The sequence below is a fragment of the Stenotrophomonas sp. STEN083 genome, assembly GCF_056759195.1.
Window position 1 is genome coordinate 57033 of record NZ_JBRRCU010000007.1, and the last position, 17495, is coordinate 74527.

The window sequence follows — 17495 nt, forward strand, 5'->3', positions numbered from 1 at the left end:
GATGTAAGCCTTGACGCCATCTGCAATTCCTCTCCCCGCCCTTCCCCATCGTATTTCCGGAGTTCCCATGTCCCGCCCCACCTCGGCCCCGCTCGGCCTGGCCATCGCGCTGGCGCTGTCTTCCCCTGCTTTTGCCCAGGACGCCCAGCAGGCGACCAATCTGGATACGGTGATCGTCACCGGCACCCGCGCCGTGGATCGCACCGTGCTGGAGTCCACCTCGCCGGTGGACGTGCTCAGCGCCGAGGACATCCGCAAGGCCGGCGTGGTCAACGGCGAGCTGGGCAGCGCGCTGCAGGCGCTGCTGCCTTCGTTCAACTTCCCGCGCCAGTCCAACTCCGGCGGTGCCGATCACATCCGCGCCGCGCAGCTGCGCGGCCTCTCGCCCGACCATGTGCTGGTGCTGATCAACGGCAAGCGCCGCCACAACAGCGCGCTGGTCAATACCGACAGCAAGATCGGCAAGGGCACCACACCGGTTGATTTCAACGCTATCCCGGTCAGCGCGATCAAGCGCATCGAGGTGCTACGTGACGGCGCTGGCGCGCTGTATGGCTCCGATGCGGTAGCCGGCGTGATCAACGTGATCCTCGACGATGCCCCGGAAGGCGGCGCCATCGAAGCCAGCTTCGGCGCGCACCACACCGACCTCAAGCCGATCGACCGCACTCTGACCGACGGCCAGACCAGCTACTTCAGTGCCAAGGTCGGCACCGCGCTGACGGACGACGGCGGCTTCCTGCGCGTGGGTCTGGAACTGAAGAACCGCGAAGCCACCAACCGGGCCGGTTTCGACCAGATCCCGCCGTGGGAAGCGCAGACCCCGGACAATCTGGCCCTGGCCGGCAAGCGCAATTACTCGCTGGGCGACGGCGCCAGCAAGGACCTCAACGCCTGGTTCAATGCCGAAATCCCGTTCGGCAGCGCCTCCAACGCCTATGCCTTCGGCACCTACAACCAGCGCGATACCGAAGGCGCCAACTACTTCCGTTACCCGGATGGCGAAGCCAACTGGAAAGAGCTGTACCCGAACGGTTACCGCCCGATCTCCGAAGGCGAAAACCTGGACGTGCAGCTTGTGGCCGGTGCGCGTGGCGAACTGGGCGACTGGAATTACGACGCCAGCCTCGACCACGGCCGCAACGAGTTCACCTATCGCCTGCGCAACTCGCTCAACGCTTCGCTTGGCCCGACCAGCCCAACCCGCTTCAAGACCGCGGACTTCAGCTTCGCCCAGACCGTGGCCAACCTGGATTTCGGCCGCATCTTCGTGCGTACCAATGACACCCACAGCCTCGGTTTCGGCATCGAAGGCCGTCACGAGCGTTATGAAACCGGCGCCGGTGACCCGGCCAGCTATGCAGCCGGTCCTTACACCGACCGCCCGACTGGCTCGCAGGCCGGTGGTGGCCTGACCCCGCAGGATGAAGCCGATCTGTCACGCGACGTGATCAGTGCCTACACCAGCCTGTCGTCCACCTTCGGCGAGAAATTCTCCACCGATATCGCCGCCCGCTATGAGCATTACGAAGATTTCGGCGGCGAGCTGACCGGCAAGATCGGCGCGCGCTATGCCTTCGCACCAGCCTTCGCGCTGCGTGGCTCGATCTCCAACAACTTCCACGCACCGTCGCTGAGCCAGATCGGCTACGAATCCACCTCGACCGGTTACACCGCCGGCGGCCAACTGGTGCAGGGACGCCTCCTGTCGGTCAACAATCCAATCGCACGTGCCTTGGGCGCTACTGGCCTGAAGCCGGAGAAGTCGATCAACTACAGCCTGGGCTTCACCAGCCAGATCGGCAGCCACTTCGACCTGTCGCTGGACCTGTTCCAGATCGACATCGATGACCGCATCGCCTTGTCGGAAAGCATCACCGGCGATGCACTGACCGATTTCGTGCAGCAGCAATTCGGCATCGGCGGGCTGGAAAGCGCGCATTACTTCGTCAATGCCGCCGATACGCGCACCCGCGGCGCTGAATTCGTCGGCAACTGGCGGCAGTCGCTGGGTGACGGCGAGCTGCTGTTGACCGGCACCTGGAGCTACGCCAAGACCGAGCTGAAGAACGTCGTCGCCACGCCCTCGCAATTGCTGGCGCTGAATCCGGACTACGTGCTGTTCGGCGTGGAAGAGAGCAATACATTGACCGACGCTGCACCGCGTACCCGCGCGCAGTTCGCCGCCAGCTGGGCCAATGACAGCTGGTCGCTGAGCAGCCGCGTGAGCCGTCATGGCAGCGCCAAGCGTGTGTTCGATTTTGGTGGTGGCTATATCCCGACCCAGACCTACCAGGCCGAATGGCAGCTGGATGCGGAAGTGGAATACCGCATCACGCCGCAGTGGAGCGTGGCTGTTGGCGGCCAGAATCTGACCGACAACTATCCGGACAAGTCGAACGAAGACATCTACTACTTTGGCAACCTGCCGTATGACGTGTTGTCGCCGATTGGCAGCAACGGCGCGTACTGGTATGGGCGGGTGCGGTTTACGTTCTGATTGGGGTGCTTTTCGGGGAGGATTGCTTGCTTGAAGCCTCCCCTCACCCCAACCCCTCTCCCGCAGGCGGGAGAGGGGCTAGTGCACTGCGAGCGCAAGCATTCTGAGCCCCTCTCCCGTTCACGGGAGAGGGGTTGGGGTGAGGGGAAGCTTCTGGCTAAAGAACCAAAAATCCCCGAATTCATCCAGCTTTAACAGCGCTAGGCGCTCCTTACGCCTGCCGGCACATTCCAGCCCGGTTCATCCCTTGCGGAGGCGTATATGTTCGAGTCGTTGATTCGCCAAGCGGCCAACCGCTTTCACCTCGGCGACAACGCGGGGCGCCTCGTGCGCCAGCTTGTCGATGCCATTTTCGATCCTGCCAACGGCGGCTTCGCCGGACTGCAGAAACGCTTTACTGACGCAGGCCTCGACGGCCTGTTCTCGTCGTGGATAGGCACCACACCAGGCGACAACGTGCTGCAGCCCGATCAGTTCAGCGCCGGCTTCGGCCAGAACCTGTCCAGCGGTATTGCCAGCAAGCTCGGCATTCCAGCAGCGGCTGTAAACATGGCTGGTGCGTGGTTGCTGCCGAAGATCGTTGGCCAGCTCACCCCTGGCGGCAAGATCCCCACCTCGCGCCCGGCCGACTACGAGCGCTGGTTCGGTACCAGCACACCTACCGCCGGCTATAGCGGCGGTGGCACCGTTGCCAGCAAACCGTCAGGCGGCTTCTGGAAATGGCTGATTCCACTGATCCTGCTGCTTGCCGCGTTCCTGCTGTTCCGCAGCTGCAAGAAGGAAGAAGTCGTTGCACCGGCACCGATGCAACCTGCAGCCACCACCCAACCTGCAGCACCGGTAGCGCAAACCAATCCGCGCTTCGGGTTTGAGAATGTAGACGGCAAGGTCACGGTCAGCGGTCAGGTCGCCAGTGAGGCCGACAAGACCCGTCTATGGGATGCGCTGAAAGCCAACTTCGGTGAAGGCAATCTGTCGGGCAACATCACCGTTGATCCGGCAACGCTACCGGCCGTATGGATGGACAAGCTGATCGCCGCACTGCCGGATCTCAAAGCCAAGGGCCTGAAGTTCGGCTTCGATGGCGACAAACTCAACATCGATACCAGCGGCATGTCCGAAGCGGATCGTTTCGCGGTGAGCGACAAGCTGCGCAGCCTGTTCGGCGGCTTCGAGATCAGCGGCTTGTGGGACCGTGCGGCAGCGGCATTGTCAGGACTCAAGGCCGGCTTCAGCGGTGATGATCTGGTCAAAGCACTGAACCTGATGAACATCTACTTCGACACAGGTTCGGCCACCATCACCCGCGACAGTCTGGAGACGCTGACCAGCGCGGCGAATGCGATCAAGCAGGCACCTGCAGGCACCAAGATCGAGGTGGGTGGGCATACCGACAATACCGGCGATGCCGCTGCCAACGTGACCTTGAGCCAGCAGCGTGCTGATGCGGTAGTCGCCAAGCTGGCTGAGCTGGGTGTTGCTGCCGACACACTCAGTGCCAAGGGCTATGGCCAGGAAAAACCGCGGGCCAGCAATGACACTGAAGAAGGTCGTGCGCAGAACCGTCGGATTGAGTTTGCGGTTACCAAGTAATGTTCTGCATTGGGTGAAGAGCAGAAGCTTGCCCTCACCCCAACCCCTCTCCCGCTTGCGGGAGAGGGGCTAGTGCACTACGAGTGCAAGCAATCCGAGCCCCTCTCCCGCCTGCGGGAGAGGGGCTAGTGCACTACGAGCACAAGCAATCCGAGCCCCTCTCCCGCCTGCGGGAGAGGGGTTGGGGTGAGGGCGCTCTGAAAGCACGTAAACCCAACCGCCCCTCAAATGACCTTCCTGTAACAACCGCTGCGGCATAGTGTCGAAATGCTTGATGACCCACAGCGACCGCCCCCTCCGGCGCTGGCAGATGACGACGCACTGTTTCTCGACGTAGATGGCACCCTGCTCGCCTTTGCCGACCATCCGGACAAGGTAGCACCCGACCCGTCCCTGCTCGCGCTGCTGGCCAGCGTGCAGCAGCGTCTGGGGGGCGCGCTGGCGCTGCTCAGTGGTCGTCCTGTCAGTCAACTGCAAACAATGTTTGCACCGCTGCGCCTGCCAATGGCCGGGCTGCACGGGGCGCAACTGCTCATCTCTGCCGATGCAGAACCAGAGCAAACAGACACGGCGGCGTGGCTGCATGCGCTTCACCAGCGGGCGATGCAGCTGGCACATGCACACCCCGGCGTATTGATCGAAAACAAAGGCCAGGCATTGGCCCTGCATTGGCGCAAAGCGCCAGAGGCAGGCGCTGCGATCATCGCATTCGCCAACACACAGCTGCCGCATCTGCCCGGCGTTCGCCTGCAACCAGGCAACCACGTGATCGAGTTCGTCGGCAGCGGCCACGACAAAGGCCGCGCTCTGCAGCAGCTGATGCAGCACCCGCCCTTCCAAGGCCGGCGCCCGATCTTCATCGGTGACGACCTCACCGACGAACACGGCTTCCAGGCCGCTCAGCAACTCAAAGGCATTGGCATACTTGTCGGCCAACGAAGAGACAGCCTGGCCGCTGCAACGCTGCCAGATATCACGTCCGTACACGCTTGGCTGCGCGCAGCCATTACCTGACCCACCCGGAGGAAACAGCGGCGCCAGTGGCGTTCGCGCAACAAGGAGAATGCAATGCAAGACGCCACCCTCGATCTTGGCGTAGTTGGCAATGGCAGTTTCGGTGCACTGATAGACAAGCAGGCGCGCGTGGTCTGGAGCTGCCTGCCCAGCTTCGATGGCGACCCCGCGTTCTGCGCCCTGCTCAATCCCAACCAGCACCCCGGCGGTGACTTCGGCATCGAGCTGGAGGACTTTCTCGACAGCGAGCAGTCTTATCTCACAAACACCGCGATCCTGCGCACCGTGCTGCGCGACAGCCATGGCGGCGCGGTGGAGATCATCGATTTCGCCCCACGCTGGCGCCAGAACGATCGCTTCTATCGGCCGGTCAGCCTGATCCGCCAGGTCACCCCGCTTTCCGGCAATCCGCGCATCACCGTGCGCGCACGACCGCTGGCCGACTGGGGTGCGCGGCAACCGGAAACCACCTGGGGCAGCAACCATATCCGTTGGTTGCTACCGGATCTGGTGCTGCGGCTGACTACCGATGTACCGGTGCGCTTCGTCCGCGATGCCCTGCCCTTCGTGCTCAATCATCGCGTGCATCTGGTGCTCGGCGTGGACGAATCACTCAACCGCTCGCTGAGCGGCTACGTGCAGGAAGCCATGCAGCGCACCCGCGACTACTGGCGCGAATGGGTGCGTTACCTGTCGGTGCCGCTGGAATGGCAGGACGCGGTGATCCGCAGCGCCATCACCTTGAAGCTGTGCCAATACGAGGACAGTGGCGCCATCATCGCGGCAATGACCACCTCCATCCCGGAGGCACCGGGCAGCAGCCGCAACTGGGACTACCGCTATTGCTGGCTGCGCGATGCCGCCTTTGTGGTGCGCGCGCTCAACCGGCTTGGCGCGACCCGTACCATGGAGCAGTTCCTGGGCTACATCTTCAACCTGGCCAGCACCGACGGCAGCCTGCAGCCGCTGTACGGCATCGGCTTCGAGGCCAAGCTCGACGAGGAGGAAGTTGCCTCGCTGTCCGGCTATTGCGGCATGGGCCCGGTACGCCGCGGCAACCTGGCCTGGGTGCAGCGCCAGCACGATGTCTATGGCAGCGTGGTGCTGGCTTCGACTCAGTTGTTCTTCGATCAACGCCTGCAGGACCCGGGCGATACGCACACCTTCGCGCGCTTGGAGCCTCTGGGCGAGCAGGCCTTCGCCCTGCATGACGTGCCGGATGCGGGACTGTGGGAGTTCCGTGGCCGCACCGAAGTGCATACCTATACCAGCGCGATGTGCTGGGCGGCGTGCGACCGGCTATCCAAGATCGCCACCCGCCTGAAACTCGAAGGCCGCGCCGTCTACTGGCGTGAACGGGCCAACCAGATCCACGCGCGGATCATGCACGAAAGCTGGAGCGAGCAGCTTGGTCACTTCACCGACACCTACGGTGGTCATCGGCTGGATGCATCCTTGCTGCTGTTGGCCGACATCGGCTTCATCGATGCCAAGGACGCGCGTTTCATCGCCACGGTCGAGGCCATCGGCCGCGATCTGAAGCATGGCAATGCGCTGTACCGCTACACCGCGCCGGACGATTTCGGCACACCGGAAACCAGCTTCACCATCTGCACTTTCTGGTACATCGACGCGCTGGCCGCGATCGGGCGCATGGACGAAGCGCGCCAGATGTTCGAGACCCTGCTGCAGCAGCGCAATCACCTGGGCCTGCTATCCGAAGACCTCGGCTTCGATGGCAAAGCCTGGGGCAATTTCCCGCAGACCTACTCGCATGTGGGGTTGGTGATCGCCGCGATGCGCTTGTCGCGCAGCTGGCAGGAGGCGTCGTGAGCAGATTGGTCGTGGTCTCCAACCGGGTGGCGTTACCGGGCGAGAACCGCGCCGGCGGACTGGCGACCGGCCTGCTGGCGGCGCTCAGCGAACGGGGTGGGCTATGGTTTGGCTGGAGTGGGCGCAGCGTCAGTGTCGATAGCGGCGCCCTGCATGAAGCGCAGGACGGCCCGATCCGCTACTTGACGATGGATCTGTCCAAAACCGATCTGGACAACTACTACAACGGCTTTTCCAACCGCGCCCTGTGGCCGCTGCTGCATTTCCGCCTGGACCTGGTGGACTACGACCGGCGCAAGCGCGAGGGCTACTGGAAGGTCAATCGATTGTTTGCCGATACCCTGGCTCCACTGCTGCGCGACGACGACACGGTGTGGATCCACGACTACCACCTGATCCCATTGGCGGCGTTGCTGCGTGAGCGCGGCATCGCCTGCCGGATTGGCTTCTTCCTGCACGTGCCGGTTCCCTCGGCCGACCTCATCCAGGCACTGCCCGACCACCGCTCGCTGTTCTCAGCGCTGTATTCCTACGACCTGCTCGGTTTCCAGACCCGCCGCGATGTGGACCGTTTTCAATCCTACGTGCGTCTGTTCGGCGGCGGCACGCTGATCGACAGTGACTGGATCAAGGCACCCGACGGTCGCCGCGTGCGTACCTCCGCATTCCCGATCGGCATCGACACCGAGCACATCGCGCGTCAGGCCCGCAGCGCGGCCAGCAACAAGCCGGTGCGCGACCTGCGGCAGAGCCTGCAGCACCGCAAGCTGGCAATCGGCGTGGACCGGCTGGATTACTCCAAGGGCCTGCCAGAACGCTTCCACGGTTTCGAGCGTTACCTGCAGCGTTATCCGCAGCAGAAAGGCGATATGACCTTCCTGCAGATCGCGCCGGTATCGCGTGGCAGCGTCAACGAGTACCGCAAACTGCGTAGTGATCTGGAGCGGCTCGCCGGGCATATCAACGGCGGCCATGCCGAGGCCGATTGGACCCCGCTGCGTTACGTCAACCAGAACTACGCGCACAGCACGCTCACCGGGTTTTATCGGCAAGCGGCAGTGGGTTTGGTAACGCCCTTGCGCGACGGCATGAATCTGGTGGCCAAGGAGTACATCGCCGCGCAGGACCCCGAGAATCCCGGCATGTTGGTTCTGTCGCTATTGGCCGGCGCCGCGGATGAATTGAAGCAGGCGCTGCTGGTCAATCCGCACGATCTGGACGGCGTGGCCGATGCGATTGCGACGGCGGCGAACATGCCGCGGGCAGAACGGATCGAGCGCTGGCGGGCGATGATGGAGCACCTGCGCACGCATGACATCCATCGCTGGCGACGGGACTATCTGTTGGCGTTGGAGGGGACATAGACGGGAGCACAGGCAAGAGCTGCCCTCACCCCAACCCCTCTCCCGTAAACGGGAGAGGGGCTCGGATTGCTCGCGCTCGTAGTGCATTAGCCCCTCTCCCGCCTGCGGGGTGAGAGGAGCAGCTTGCGAACCACCGGTTCGCTGCTCCTTGAACGACCTCGCGCCAGCGCGAGGGCCGGGGCGCGGAGCGGGGGTTGGGGTGAGGGCAAGCTTCTAGCAAGCAAACCCAAACCAAACCCACTCAATCCAAAAACCGCGCACGCTGCTCCGCCGTCGGAAGAAAGCAGCTCTCATGCCGCCCAAACCATCGGTACCGGTTCCGCGCCAACCAGCGATACGCAGGATCCCGCAGCGAAGCCGGCAGCACCCACGCAAGCCCAGCCACGCGCCAAGCCCCGCCCAATCCGGTCACCACCCGCAGAATCGCATCGGTGTCGGTATACGCCACCCCATCGGCGACCAACAGGAACGACAAGGGATCATCCGGATCCAGCCCATGCGCGGCCAACAAAGCACGCCCCTGCCCACCCTGCATCGCCGCGAACCGGTAACGGCCGGCCCGGTCAAAACGCAGCAGGAAGCGCACCCAGCGGCTGCACAGCGCGCAGACGCCATCGAACACGATCACCGCCGGCTCAGCCATGCGCCTGTTCCGGCAACAGCCAGCCTTCGTAGCGGATAAGCCGCCCGATCAGCGGCATCGACACATCCACCAGGAATTCATAGCGCCTAGCCTGCTCACGCTCGCGGCAATGCACCTGCGCGAACCAGCGGGTCGGTAACGGCAACACACCGAATGCCCAGACACGTTCCGCTCGCCACAGGATCTGGCCAGCCTCTTCGCGCAGTCCAAAGCGGAAACGCACCGCACCAAGCTGCTCGAACAGCTGTCCATCGCGCTGCCACAAGCGCGAGGCCATGCGCGCGGGGCCGAATCGGCGGTTCCAGCGTTCTCCGCTGGCATCAACCACGAACTCCACCGTCACCGGCACGCTGGAGGTTGGCGGCAGCCGCGCCAGCCAGGCGCAGGGCGCGACCAGCCAATGGCTGCCGCGCAGCACCTCGCCCTGCCCGTTCCAGCGCTGACGCGCAGGGATCGAGTGCAGCGCACGCACCTGCGGGGCCAAACGTTCAAACGCCGGACCCAGCACCTGTGCGAACAGCGGTGTGGTCAAGGCTCCATCCACACCAGGGTGGCGATGCGGCCACTACGACGGTCACGACGGTGCGAGAACCAGCGCTGCGGGTCGGCCATGGTGCACAGGTCGCCGCCGTGGACTGCCGCCGGCTGCATGCCTGCAGCCACCAGCCGCTGCCGTGCCAGCCCGGGCAGGTCTACCAGCCAGTGACCGGGCCGGGTGGCGACGAAATGGCTCTCAGCGGCACTGGAATGCGCCAGGAAGGCCTCGCGCACGTCCACGCCGACCTCGTACAGGGCAGGACCAGCGGCAGGGCCTATCCACGCTACCAGCGCCTCAGCGGGCGTGTGCATGGCGGCCAGGGTGTTTTCCAGCATGCCGCGCGCCAATCCGCCCCAACCGGCATGGGCGGCCGCCGCTTCGCTGCCATCGCGGGCGGCGAACACCACCGGCAGGCAGTCCGCGGTGAGGATGGCCAGCACCACGCCCGGTACCGAGGTCACCGAGGCATCAGCGGTCGGCTCGGCGTCCAACCCCTGCGCCTGCGGTGGTGCGTCGAAACGCAAGGCCACGCTGCTATGCACCTGGCGCAGCCAGTGCGCAGCCGATGGCAGCTTCGCCAGCTGCTGCAGTTCGTCGCGGTTGCGCTGCACCTGGGCCGGATCGTCGCCATCGGCGGCGGTCCGGTTGCCCAGGTTGAAACGGTCAAACGGAGGCTGCGAGCCGCCAGCGCCATGGCGCATCGTGGTGAAGGCCCGCACCCCCGGAGGCGCAGGCCAGTCGGCCAGCCACAGCGGACTCGCCTCCGCCATTACCAGCGGCCTCGCTCGCGGTCGGCGAAGGCCTTGGAGTCCTCGCGCAACGCCTTCATCAGCGCCAGCAGATCAGCCGGCACCGGTGCGGTGTTGCTGATGCTCTCGCCGGTGATCGGATGCTGGAATTCCAGGGTCTCGGCGTGCAGGGCCTGGCGCTTGAAGCCGCGCAGTGCGGCGACCAGCTCGTCGGTGGCGCCCTTGGGCAGCTTCAGCGAGCCGCCGTACAGCGGATCACCAACGATGGCGTGCTTCAGGTGCGCCATATGCACGCGGATCTGGTGGGTACGGCCGGTTTCCAGGCGGCATTCCAGCGCGGTATGGGCGCGGAAGCGCTCGCGCAGGCGGTAATGGGTCACAGCTTCCTTGCCGTCCTCGCGCACGCCCATTTTCAGACGGTCGCGGGCATGGCGGTCGATCGGGGCGTCAGCGGTGCCGCCGGAGACCAGCGCGCCAACCACCACGGCCAGGTACTGGCGATGCACCTCACGCGCGGACAGCTGCTCGACCAGCGCGGTCTGCGCCTGCACGGTACGGGCCACCACCATCACCCCGCTGGTGTCCTTGTCGAGGCGGTGGACCACGCCTGCGCGCGGCACCTTGGCGATTTCAGGGTCGCGGAACAGCAGCGCATTGAGCAGGGTGCCGGTTGGGTTGCCTGCGCCCGGGTGGACCACCAGGCCGGCCGGCTTGTCGATGACGAACACATGTTCGTCCTCGTACAGGACCGACAAGGGGATGTCTTCCGGCAGGGCGTGGACTTCGACTTCGAGCACCGCATTCAGGGTGGCGATTTCGCCGCCGCGGACCGGATCGCGCGGCCTGACGGGCTCACCATCGAGCAAAACTGCGCCGGATTTGATCCATTCGGTCAGGCGCGAGCGGGAGAATTCGGGGAACAATTCGGCCAGGACCGCGTCGAAGCGACGACCGGCGGCGGAATCGGGAACCTGCGCGTGGCGCGGGCTGGAAGAGGTGTTCTCGGACATGGGCAAAGACCGGCTGTAGACGAAATTATGGGGTCCTGACGACAACAGTCAGTCGCAGGACAGGCCACTAGGCTATCATCGCCCCTTCGTATTCCTGCCGCGTCCTGCCCTGAACCCATGATCCGACGCTCTTCGCTGCTGTCCGCGCCCGTCCGCCTCACCGCCCTGCTGCTGGTTTTGGTCTTCGTCGCCACTGGTTGCCATCGCGGCGCCAAGAAGGACGCCGACGAAGGCGCGCCGGTCGAACAACTGTTCGAAAAGAGCCACAAGCTGATGGAGGGCGGCAATTGGTCCGGCGCCGAAACCAGCTTCAAGCGCCTGATTGCGCAGTATCCGTACGGCCCGTACACCGAGCAGGCGATGATCGAAAGCGCCTACGCCCAGTACAAGGCCGGCAAGAACGATGACGCGGTGTCGAGCATCGACCGCTTCATCCGCACCTACCCGACCCACCGCAACATCGCGTACCTGTACTACCTGCGCGGTCTTGCCAACGGCAACCGCGATACGGTTTTCCTGCGCCGCGTATGGTCCTTGGACCCGAGCCGCCGCGATCTGTCGACCCCGCGCCAGGCCTACGCCGATTTCAACATCGTCACCGAGCGCTACCCGAACAGCCGCTACGCCGCCGATGCCCGCCAGCGCATGATCGAACTGCGCGACGTGTTCGCCCAGCATGAGCTGGACGATGCGCTGTACTACGCCCGTCGCGGCGCCTGGGTATCAGTGGTTGGCCGCGCCAACTACCTGCTGGAGACCTACCCGCAGAGCGCATTCCAGTACGACGCAGTGGCGCTGCTGGGCGAGGCCTACACCAACCTGGGCAACAAGACTCTGGCCGACGATGCCCGCCGCGTGCTTGAGCTCAACCAGCCGGAGCATCCGTGGTTGGCCGGCAACTGGCCGAAGTACCCATGGATGATCCGCAAGCTGAACCCGTTCGCGGGCGAGCGTTCGGTGGCCACCGGGCAGAGCAGCGCCAAGATGAACCGCGGCAAGTAAGCTGCTGCGGTACTGGTGGTGATGGAAAGGGGCCTTGCGGCCCCTTTCTTGTTTTTGGGGTCTAAGGGCTTGGTTTTCCTGGCTTTGGCTTCGGATGGGCTTGCTTGCTAGAAGCTGCCCTCACCCCAACCCCTCTCCCGTAAACGGGAGAGGGGTTCGCATTGCTTGCGCTCGTAATGCACTAGCTCCTCTCCCGTTTACGGGAGAGGGGTTGGGGTGAGGACAGCATTAAAGCTCCCGCAACAAAAAAAGCTGCCCACCACCGTCGTCTCCCCTCATTACAAAAACAAAAATGCCACCGACAACTCGATGGCAGGGAGAGATGGACCGGTGTTTTCTTGTGCCCCCATCTTGGGCTCGCAATATGTAGAGAATTTGTCGAAAACTCGTTGGTTTGAGCAGTCCAGCTGACGAACCGTTATCGGGCCAGCCCGCTCCAGCCGGATGCCGCCTTCGCCGATCAACCTCCATACAAGCAGAAGGAGCCTTACGGCCCCTTCTGCGCACATCCTATCGGCAAGATACTCAGCCGCGATAACCATTGGTGATGGGATAGCGACGCTCGCGGCCAAATGCGCGGCGCGACACCTTGGGCCCCGGCGCGGCCTGGTGGCGCTTCCACTCGCTGATCCGCACCAACCTGAGCACCCGGTCGACCACTTCCGGCGCGTAACCGGCGCCGACGATATCTTCGCGCGACTGTTCCTGGTCGATGTAGCGGTACAGGATGCCGTCCAACACGTCGTAGGCAGGCAACGAATCCTGGTCGGTCTGGTTGTCACGCAACTCAGCCGAGGGCGCACGGGCAATCACCGCTGGCGGAATCACTGGCGCACCACCAACCGTATTGCGCCATTTGGACAGGCCGTAGACCTCCGTCTTGTACAGGTCCTTCAACGGCGCATAGCCACCGCACATATCGCCATAGATGGTGGCGTAACCGACTGCGTATTCGCTCTTGTTGCCGGTGGTCAGCAACAGGCCGCCGAACTTGTTCGCCAAGGCCATCAGGATCACGCCACGGCTGCGCGACTGCAGGTTCTCTTCGGTGACATCTGCCACCTGGCCTTCAAACATCGCCGACAGCGACTGCATCAAGCCCTGGAAGGCGGGTTCGATCGGTACCGTCTCCAACTTCACGCCCAGCGCGCGGCACTGCTCCACCGCCAGATCATTGGACAGGTCAGCGGTATAGCGCGAGGGCAGGCTGACTGCGGTGACGTTGTCCGCACCCAATGCATCCACCGCCAACGCCAGCACCAGTGCCGAATCGATGCCGCCGGACAGGCCCAACCAAACCTTGCTGAAACCGTTCTTGCCGCAATAGTCCTGGATGCCGCGGGTGACTGCGCGCCAGGCCAAGGCATCCATGCTCTCATCGCCATCGTCTATCCAGCGCAGCGGCATGAAGCTGCGCACGGCGACGTTGTACTCAACCACCAGCATTTCTTCTGTGAAAGCCACGGCGGCTGGATGCACGGTGCCGTCGCCATCGGCCACGACCGAAGCACCATCAAACACCACCGCGTCCTGACCACCAACAGTGTTGACGTAGGCAATGGCCACCCCGGCCTCGCGGCTGCGCTCGGCCATCAGCGCATCGCGCTGGGCGTGCTTGCCGCGTTCGTATGGCGAGGCGTTGGGGACCAGCACCAGCTCGGCGCCTGCCTTGACGGTGGCGGCCAGCGGCTCGGGAAACCACAGGTCTTCACAGATCACCAGACCCAGCTTCACGCCATTGACCTCGAACACGCAGTTACCGCCATCCGGGTCCACGTCGAAGTAGCGGCGTTCGTCGAACACGGCGTAATTGGGAAGCTCGCGCTTGCGGTAGGTGCTGGCGATGGCGCCATCACGCAGTACGCTGGCGGCGTTGTAGACCACCGCGCCGGCGCTCTGCGGCCAGCCAACCACAGCAACGATGCCCTGCACTTCCGCCGCGACCCGCGCCAACGCCTGCTCACAGCTGCGCAAGAAGCCAGGGCGCATCAGCAGGTCTTCCGGCGGATAGCCGCTTATGGCCAGCTCCGGGAACAGCACCACGTCGGCACCGTATTCGTCACGCGCCTCTTGCATCAGCTCGATGATGCGGCTGGCGTTGCCGTCCACGTCCCCGACCGGGAAGTCGAACTGGGCCAGGGCGATGCGTAGCGATTCGGACATATCAACAACCTTCTGCTTGGCCCCGCACCCTGCGGGGGCTTGGTGTTACCAACGCCGCGCGCAGGATGCTTTCACAGACCGCGGCGGTGTGGTTCAGGGCTTCATTATTCCAGAAGCGCAGCACGCGGTAGCCATTGCGGTGCAGGAAGGCGTCGCGGCGGCGGTCATTGGGGTCGGTTGCGTGTTGGCTGCCGTCCAATTCGATGACCAGTTTGTGCTGCAGACAGACGAAATCGACGACATAAGGGCCGATCGGGTGCTGTCGGCGGAACTTGAAGCCGACCAGGTGGCGGCCTCTGAGGAAGTACCAGATGCGGTGTTCGGCATCTGTCATGCGCCGGCGCAGGGCACGGGCGCTGCTGGTTTTGCTGCCTTTGCGCATGGGTGTCTCCTTGGTTGGGAGACGATTGCTTGGTGGGGCGATGGCTGGAATCGGGGGAACCAGGACTTTGAATGAAGAGATTCCCGCTTCCGTGACGATGCCGCATGGGAGCTGATAAGCAAAAGCAAAAGCTTGCCCTCACCCCTACCCCTCTCCCGCAGGCGGGAGAGGGGAAAGCAACTGCAACTACCAAAGCCAAAGCCACAGCCACAGCCACAGCCAAAGCCACAGCCAAAGCCAAAGCCAAGACCAAGACCAAGACCAAGACCAAGACCAAAGCGTAAGTCCAGAACCTAAATCCAGAGCCGGAACCTTGCTTCGGCCCTTGCTTCGGCCCTTGCTTCGGCTTCGGCTTCGGCTGTGGCTTTGGCTTTGGCTGTGGCTGTGGCTGTCCCCTCTCCCGCCTGCGGGAGAGGGGTAGGGGTGAGGGCAAGCACTTGCTCTTGGTTTTTTTGCTTTTGCCTTGGCTCCTGCCTTCCACCACCCCCAAAAACAAGAAAGGCCACCCGAAGGTGGCCTCTCTCAAATCACTGAAGCGCAGTCTTACTTGACCAGCTTCGCGATGGCAGCGCCCAGGTCGCCCGGCGAACGGACGGTGACAACGCCAGCAGCTTCCATCGCTGCGAACTTGCCCTCAGCCGTGCCCTTGCCGCCCGATGCGATCGCACCCGCGTGGCCCATGCGCTTGCCGGCCGGAGCCGACGCGCCAGCGATGAAGCCAACAACCGGCTTCTTCACGAACTGCTTGATGTACTCGGCACCGGCTTCTTCAGCGTCGCCGCCGATTTCGCCAACCATGATGATGCCTTCGGTCTGCGGGTCTTCGTTGAACAGCTTCAGGCAGTCAACGAAATTCAGGCCGTTGATCGGGTCGCCGCCGATACCGATGCAGGTCGACTGGCCCAGGCCCACTTCCGTGGTCTGCTTGACCGCTTCATAGGTCAGGGTGCCCGAACGCGACACGATACCGATCTTGCCCGGCATGTGGATGTGGCCCGGCATGATGCCGATCTTGCACTCGCCCGGGGTGATCACGCCGGGGCAGTTCGGCCCGATCAGCACGGTGTCCGGATGCGAACGGGTCAGCACGTTCTTGACGCGCAGCATGTCCAGCACCGGAATGCCTTCGGTGATGCAGACGATGACCTGGATGCCGGCAGCAGCCGCTTCCAGGATCGCGTCAGCCGCGTACGGCGGCGGCACGTAGATGACCGAAGCGTTGGCGCCGGTGCTCTGCACGGCATCGGCCACGGTGTTGAACACCGGCAGGTCGATGTGGGTGGTGCCGCCCTTGCCCGGGGTCACGCCGCCGACAACCTGGGTGCCGTACTCGATCATCTGAGTGGCGTGGAAGGTGCCCTGCTGGCCGGTAAAGCCCTGCACGATCACCTTGGTGTTCTTGTTGATCAAAACTGACATTGGATTTCCTTCGGTGTCGGATCAGGCGGCGTTCTTGACAGCTTCAACGATCTTCTTGGCGCCATCGTTGATGTTGTCAGCCGGGATGATGGCCATGCCGCTGTCACGCAGCAGCTGCTTGCCTTCTTCCACGTTGGTGCCTTCCAGGCGCACCACGACCGGAACCTTGACGCCCACTTCCTTCACGGCAGCGATGATGCCTTCGGCAATCATGTCGCAGCGGACGATGCCGCCGAAGATGTTGACGAAGATGCCTTCGACCTTGTCCGAAGACAGGATCAGCTTGAAGGCTTCAATGACGCGCTGCTTGTTGGCACCGCCGCCCACGTCCAGGAAGTTCGCCGGCTCGCCGCCGTTGAGCTTGATGACGTCCATGGTGGCCATGGCCAGACCTGCGCCGTTGACCATGCAGCCGATGTTGCCGTCCATGGTGACGTAGTTGATGTCCAGCTCCGAAGCGATCACTTCGGTCGGGTCTTCCTGGGTCTTGTCGCGCATGGCGACCAGAGCCTTCTGACGGAACGCGGCGTTGTCGTCGCTGTCGAACTTGCCGTCCAGCGCGTACAGGTTGCCGTCGTCCAGGATGGCCAGCGGGTTGATTTCAACCAGCGCCAGGTCCTTTTCGTTGAACAGACGGTACAGATTCACCATGATGTTGGCGAACTGGCCAGCCTGCTTGGCGGTCAGGCCCAGCTTGAAGCCGAAATCACGGCCGTGGTAGCCCTGCACGCCTTCAACGAAATCGACGTTGAGCGAGTGGATCAGCTCCGGGGTTTCAGCAGCAACCTGCTCGATCTCCACGCCGCCTTCCGAAGAAGCGATGTAGGTGATGGTCTTGGTGCCACGGTCAACCAGCACCGACAGGTACAGCTCCTTGACGATCTCACCAGCAGTGGTCACCAGCACCAGGTTGACCGGCAGCTCGACGCCTGCGGTCTGGTAGGTGGCCATCTTGGTGCCGAGCATCTTGGCCGCAGCGGCCTTGACGTCGTCGGTGGTCTTGCAGAACTTGACGCCGCCAGCCTTGCCGCGGCCGCCAGCGTGGATCTGTGCCTTGACCATCCAGGGGCCCTGGCCCAGCGACTGGGCAGCTGCAACAGCCTCGTCCGGGGTCGCAGCGACCTTGCCGGCCGGGACCGGGATGCCGTATTCGGCAAGCAGTTGTTTTGACTGGTACTCGTGGAAATTCATGCGTCACCGTGGGAATAGGAACGACCGCACGCAGTCCGCAGGACCAGAAATGGCCGACTGACAGGGCGGGCGGGCCCGATATTGTCGCCGACGG

13 protein-coding genes and 1 pseudogene are annotated in these 17495 nt (G+C 63.7%); 6 read left to right on the forward strand and 8 right to left on the reverse strand.

The annotated features are described in order from the left end of the window. The first annotated feature begins 67 nt into the window (after window positions 1–67). The 5 genes and pseudogenes from ACVOK8_RS03920 to otsA all read left to right on the forward strand — a co-directional run bounded on the left by ACVOK8_RS03920 (window position 68) and on the right by otsA (window position 8304). A complete protein-coding gene (locus ACVOK8_RS03920) occupies window positions 68–2500 on the forward strand; it encodes a TonB-dependent receptor plug domain-containing protein (RefSeq protein WP_481565668.1) in 2433 nt (810 codons plus the stop codon). 261 nt (window positions 2501–2761) lie between these two features. Continuing rightward, a complete protein-coding gene (locus tag ACVOK8_RS03925; protein WP_481565669.1) occupies window positions 2762–4093 on the forward strand; it encodes an OmpA family protein in 1332 nt (443 codons plus the stop codon). A gap of 267 nt (window positions 4094–4360) precedes the next feature. Then, window positions 4361–5107: a trehalose-phosphatase gene (gene otsB / locus ACVOK8_RS03930; RefSeq protein WP_481565670.1), complete on the forward strand. Its 747-nt coding sequence runs from the start codon at window positions 4361–4363 to the stop codon at window positions 5105–5107. Between the two features lie 27 nt (window positions 5108–5134). Then, window positions 5135–6940, forward strand: a pseudogene (locus tag ACVOK8_RS03935) (glycoside hydrolase family 15 protein); the annotation flags it as partial. Beyond that, a complete protein-coding gene (gene otsA, locus ACVOK8_RS03940) occupies window positions 6937–8304 on the forward strand; it encodes an alpha,alpha-trehalose-phosphate synthase (UDP-forming) (RefSeq protein WP_481565671.1) in 1368 nt (455 codons plus the stop codon). The pseudogene ACVOK8_RS03935 and the gene otsA, both read left to right, overlap by 4 nt. Before the next feature lie 241 nt (window positions 8305–8545). On the opposite strand, the gene ACVOK8_RS03945 is transcribed toward otsA, so the two are convergent. From ACVOK8_RS03945 to rluD, 4 genes are read right to left on the reverse strand one after another with little or no spacing between them, the layout of a single operon-like run. Further along, on the reverse strand, window positions 8546–8947 hold the full coding sequence (locus tag ACVOK8_RS03945; RefSeq protein ID WP_481565672.1) for a thiol-disulfide oxidoreductase DCC family protein: 402 nt from the start codon (window positions 8945–8947) through the stop codon (window positions 8546–8548). Continuing rightward, entirely contained in the window at window positions 8940–9479 is a 540-nt protein-coding gene (locus tag ACVOK8_RS03950) for a DUF4166 domain-containing protein (protein WP_481565673.1), read from the reverse strand. The genes ACVOK8_RS03945 and ACVOK8_RS03950 overlap by 8 nt, the downstream gene beginning before the upstream one ends. Beyond that, the gene (gene pgeF / locus ACVOK8_RS03955) at window positions 9476–10255 is read right to left on the reverse strand and encodes a peptidoglycan editing factor PgeF (protein WP_481565674.1); all 780 of its coding nucleotides are present in this window, start codon (window positions 10253–10255) and stop codon (window positions 9476–9478) included. Before pgeF ends, ACVOK8_RS03950 begins: the two co-directional genes overlap by 4 nt. Then, on the reverse strand, window positions 10255–11244 hold the full coding sequence (gene rluD, locus ACVOK8_RS03960; RefSeq protein WP_481565675.1) for a 23S rRNA pseudouridine(1911/1915/1917) synthase RluD: 990 nt from the start codon (window positions 11242–11244) through the stop codon (window positions 10255–10257). The genes pgeF and rluD overlap by 1 nt, the downstream gene beginning before the upstream one ends. A gap of 117 nt (window positions 11245–11361) precedes the next feature. Between rluD and ACVOK8_RS03965 the strand changes: the two genes are divergently transcribed. After that, window positions 11362–12246 carry an outer membrane protein assembly factor BamD gene (locus ACVOK8_RS03965; RefSeq protein ID WP_481565676.1) on the forward strand — a complete coding sequence of 295 codons (885 nt, stop codon included), beginning with the start codon at window positions 11362–11364 and terminating at the stop codon, window positions 12244–12246. A gap of 525 nt (window positions 12247–12771) precedes the next feature. Here the strand turns inward: ACVOK8_RS03965 and ACVOK8_RS03970 are convergent. The 4 genes from ACVOK8_RS03970 to sucC all read right to left on the reverse strand — a co-directional run bounded on the left by ACVOK8_RS03970 (window position 12772) and on the right by sucC (window position 17401). Continuing rightward, the gene (locus ACVOK8_RS03970; protein WP_481565677.1) at window positions 12772–14409 is read right to left on the reverse strand and encodes an NAD+ synthase; all 1638 of its coding nucleotides are present in this window, start codon (window positions 14407–14409) and stop codon (window positions 12772–12774) included. A 1-nt stretch (window position 14410) separates the two neighbouring features. Further along, entirely contained in the window at window positions 14411–14791 is a 381-nt protein-coding gene (locus tag ACVOK8_RS03975) for an endonuclease domain-containing protein (protein WP_481565678.1), read from the reverse strand. 543 nt (window positions 14792–15334) lie between these two features. Continuing rightward, window positions 15335–16210, reverse strand: a complete 876-nt coding sequence (gene sucD, locus ACVOK8_RS03980; protein WP_481554207.1) for a succinate--CoA ligase subunit alpha — start codon at window positions 16208–16210, stop codon at window positions 15335–15337. Window positions 16211–16231: 21 nt separating this feature from the next. Then, window positions 16232–17401, reverse strand: coding sequence for an ADP-forming succinate--CoA ligase subunit beta (gene sucC / locus ACVOK8_RS03985; RefSeq protein ID WP_346499776.1), 1170 nt, complete (start codon window positions 17399–17401; stop codon window positions 16232–16234). Window positions 17402–17495 lie beyond the last annotated feature (94 nt).